Below are 3,773 nucleotides of genomic sequence, written 5' to 3' on the forward strand. Positions count from 1 at the left end.
TCCAAGACTATGCGGCGGCGATGGCGCGGCGGCAAGGCGGGGCGACCCAGCCGCGGGCGTGCAGCTTTTGTTGCCAAGCCATGCCGGTGGCGGGGTCGGCGTAGACGCTGGTCATGGCCCGCCCTTTGGCGCGCAGGTCCGGGGTCAGCTCGGTGTCGAGAAAGGCGAGGACCTCGTCCCGGAAGGCGCGGTCTGCGTCACTCCAGGCGAGGTCCAAGGGTCTTACATCCGCTCGATGATGATGGCCGGAGCCATGCCACCCGCGGCGCACATGGTGACCAGGCCGCGCTTGAGGTCGCGCCGCTCCAGCTCATCAAGCACGGTGCCGATCAGCATAGAGCCGGTGGCACCAATTGGGTGGCCAAGCGCCATGGCGCCGCCGTTCACATTGACCTTGTCGCGGTCGAGCTTGAGGTCGCGGATGAACTTCTCGGCGACGACGGCGAAGGCCTCGTTGATTTCCCACAGGTCGATGTCGTCCACCGTCAGGCCGGCCTTCTTCAGCACCTTCAGGGCGGCGGGGACCGGGGCGTTCAGCATCAGGGTCGGGCTATCGCCCATATTGGCCATGGCGATGACGCGGGCGCGGGGCTTGAGGCCGTTGCGGCGGGCATAGTCCGGCGAGGCGAGCAGGACGGCCGCAGCGCCGTCGACCACGCCTGACGAGTTACCAGCGTGATGGACGTGGGTGATCTTCAGGTCCGGATAGACCCGCTGGATCAGGCCAGCCAGGGTGGTGCCGTCCTTGTCCATGGGCACATTGGCCATGGCCTCGAAGGAGGCCTTCAGGGAGGCCAGGCCCTCACGGGTGGTCTCGGGGCGGGGGAACTCCTCGTGGTCGAGGGCCACCGAGCCGTCCTCGTTGAGCACCGGCACCAGCGAGCGGCTGAAGCGGCCTTCCTTGATGGCCTGGGCAGCGCGCTGCTGGCTGACATAGGCCAGCTCGTCCAGGGCCTCGCGGGGGATATTCTCCAGCGTCGCGATGGCGTCGGCGCAGACGCCCTGGTGCGACTGCGGGTGCAGGTTGCGCAGGTGGGCGTTACCGGCGTCCATCAGGGCCGGGCCGTCGAAGAAGGCGGCGGCCTGCGGGGCGCTGGAGGCGGTGTAGGACATCATTTCCGTACCGCCGGCGATGATCAGGTCTTCCATGCCGGCCATGATCTGGGCGGCGGCCAGGTTCACCGTGGTGATGCCCGAGCCGCAGAAGCGGTCCAGGGTCATGCCGCTGGCGCGGACGTCGAAGCCAGCGTCGAGGGCGGCCATGCGGCCCAGGTCGTTGCCCTGCTTGCCGCGCTGGGACGAGGTGCCCCAGATCACGTCGTCGACTTCAGCGGTCTTGATGTCGTTGCGCTGGGCGATGCCCTTCAGGACGGTGGCGGCCAGGTGCTGCGGGTGGAAGTCCGCCAGGGCACCCTTGCCCACCTTGCCAATACCCCGCGGCGTACGCGCCGCGTCGATGATCCAGGCTTCACCCATCTTGCGTCTCCCGTTCCTTGGCGCCGTCCTGCGGCGATGAGGACCTATCTTGACCGGCAGACCCCGGGTCAGGGAAGCCCCTTTCGTTGGATTTGCGCGGCGGGCTAGGCGCGCTAGAAGGAGGGCATGACCGACACCCCCGCCGCCGACACGCCCCCCGACCGCCTCTGCGTCGACCCCGACAGCCCCTGGCACGACGCCGCCGTCCTCGCCCGGGGGGTCGGCGTGCGCTTCAAGGGGGCCGAGAAGACCAATGTCGAGGAGTACTGCGTCTCCGAGGGCTGGGTCCGCCTGGCCGTCGGCAAGACGGTGGACCGGCGCGGCAAGCAGATGACCATGCTGCTCAAGGGTCCCGTCGAATCCTGGTTCGAGAGCTGAGGCCGTGGCGGCTGGGCCTGTCGATCCCACCCGCCGGGGCGTGGTCGCCGGGGCGGCGGCAAGCCCCCTCCTGGCGACCTCCGCAATGGCAGCGCCGGACCTGATCTCCATCCGCACCGACCTCGAGGCCTGGGTCGCCATAGGCGGCAAGGCCTCGGGGGGACCCGGCGATGCGGACTCCGGCGCCTGGATGGAGAGCCGGCTGCGGCTGTTCGGCTACCGCACCCGCAGGCAGGCCTTCGAGGCACCGATCTGCAGCCTCACTGCCGTTCGCCTGACGGTGGGGGATGTGTCCCTGGAGGGTTGGCCCCAGGCTCCCGTCAGGGTCACTGGACCGATGGGGGTCCGCGCCCGGCTGGACCTGGCCCGGGAGGATGCGCCCAGGGGTGCCCTGCTGGTGGCCGACCTGCCCGCCCGCCGCTGGTCGAGCGTCCGGCAAGCCGAGATCGCGGCCCTCGCGGAGACCGTCCGGCGAACCGGCGCCGCGGGCCTCATCCTCGTCACCAACGGCCCGACCGGCGAAGCCATCGCCCTGAACGCGCCGGCCGGGGCGCCGCCCTTCGGGGTCCCGACCCTGGCCCTGGCCCCGAAGGACGCCGGGCCGGTCCTCGCCGCTGCCCGGGAGGGGCAGACCGCCCGGCTCGTGATCGACGGCCAGACCGGACGGCACCGGGCCTTCAACCTGATCGGCCGGATCGACCGGGGCGCGGGGCGGACGGTGGTCCTGTCGACCCCGAGGTCCGGCTGGTTCACCTGCGCTGGGGAGCGGGGCCCCGGGATCGCCCTCTGGATGGCCCTCTTGCCCTGGATGGCGAAGACCCTGACCCGGCACGACATCGTCGTCGTGAGCGCCAGCGGCCATGAGTACGAGAACCTGGGCGCCGAGGCCTTCCTGCACCGGGAGGCGCCCGCACCGGAGCGCACGGCCCTGTGGGTCCACCTGGGTGCCGGTATCGCCGCCCGGGACTGGACGCAGACGCCCAAGGGCCTTGAGCCCCTCGACCGCCCAGACCCAGCCCGGGTGCTGATGGGATCGGCCCATCTCGTTGAAACCCTGAAGGAAGCCTTCGCTGGCGAGGCCGGGCTGGAAGCCCCCCTCCCCGCCGGCCCCACCGCGGCGGGCGAGCTGGCCGAGATCCTGAAGGCCGGCTACCCCGCCGCCTTCGGCGTCTTCGGCTCGCACCGCTTCCACCACACCCCCCTCGACGACGCCCGCTGCCTGGACCCCGCCTTCGTCGAGCGCCTGCTCCCCCGCTTCCAGGCCGCCATCCTGAAGGCCCTCGGCGAGGCCTAAGCCGCCCTCTTGCCTACCCCCCTCTTGCTTGACCCCCCCTTGATTGACTGCGGGTCAGGCCGCATCAATTGCTGGCGAGACAGAGGGGCACGGCCCCCGGGGAGGACGCATGACCTACGAGACCCTGCTCTGGGAACAGGACGGCCCGGTGCTGACCCTGACCCTGAACCGCCCGGACAAGCTGAACGCCTACACGGCGACCATGGGCCTGGAGATCGAGGACGCCTTTGTCCGCGCCGACGAGGACGACAGCGTCCGGGTGATCATCGTCACCGGCGCCGGCCGGGCCTTCTGCGCCGGGGCGGACATCTCGTCGGGCGCCAGCGCGTTTGATTCCCAGGCCGAAGGCTCGGTGGCCTTCGGCGACGCCGGGACGACGGCGCGGCGACGCTCGGGCGGCGGCTTCATCGGCGCCATCTTCAACTGCCGCAAGCCCATCATCGCCGCCCTGAACGGCGCGGCGGTTGGGGTCGGCGCCACCCTGACCCTGCCCATGGACATCCGCATCGCGGCCAGGGGTGCCCGGGTGGGCTTCGTCTTCGCCCGGCGGGGTCTTGTGCCCGAGGCCGGTAGCGCCTGGTTCCTGCCCCGGCTGGTGGGCCTGCCCACCGCCCTGCGCTGGTGC

5 protein-coding genes are annotated in these 3,773 nt (G+C 71.1%); 3 read left to right on the forward strand and 2 right to left on the reverse strand.

What is annotated here, in order from left to right; all coding sequences use genetic code 11:
• Positions 1-7: 7 nt before the first annotated feature.
• Together WCJ52_RS12130 and WCJ52_RS12135 are read right to left on the reverse strand one after the other, a co-directional pair.
• Positions 8-217 (reverse strand): hypothetical protein, encoded by a 210-nt coding sequence (locus WCJ52_RS12130; protein ID WP_336903567.1) that lies wholly within the window; start codon positions 215-217, stop codon positions 8-10.
• A gap of 5 nt (positions 218-222) precedes the next feature.
• The gene (locus tag WCJ52_RS12135; protein WP_336903568.1) at positions 223-1,476 is read right to left on the reverse strand and encodes an acetyl-CoA C-acetyltransferase; all 1,254 of its coding nucleotides are present in this window, start codon (positions 1,474-1,476) and stop codon (positions 223-225) included.
• A gap of 126 nt (positions 1,477-1,602) precedes the next feature.
• On the opposite strand from WCJ52_RS12135, the gene WCJ52_RS12140 reads away from it, so the two are divergent.
• The 3 genes from WCJ52_RS12140 to WCJ52_RS12150 form a co-directional block, all read left to right on the forward strand.
• Positions 1,603-1,854, forward strand: coding sequence for a DUF3297 family protein (locus WCJ52_RS12140; RefSeq protein WP_336903569.1), 252 nt, complete (start codon positions 1,603-1,605; stop codon positions 1,852-1,854).
• A gap of 4 nt (positions 1,855-1,858) precedes the next feature.
• Positions 1,859-3,148 carry a hypothetical protein gene (locus WCJ52_RS12145; RefSeq protein ID WP_336903571.1) on the forward strand — a complete coding sequence of 430 codons (1,290 nt, stop codon included), beginning with the start codon at positions 1,859-1,861 and terminating at the stop codon, positions 3,146-3,148.
• 109 nt (positions 3,149-3,257) lie between these two features.
• Positions 3,258-3,773 (forward strand): enoyl-CoA hydratase-related protein (locus WCJ52_RS12150; RefSeq protein WP_336903572.1); only part of this gene is annotated, 516 nt, incomplete at its 3' end.

Origin of the sequence: Phenylobacterium sp. (assembly GCF_037138395.1) — a bacterium.
In the GTDB taxonomy this organism is placed as follows: Bacteria; Pseudomonadota; Alphaproteobacteria; order Caulobacterales; family Caulobacteraceae; genus Phenylobacterium.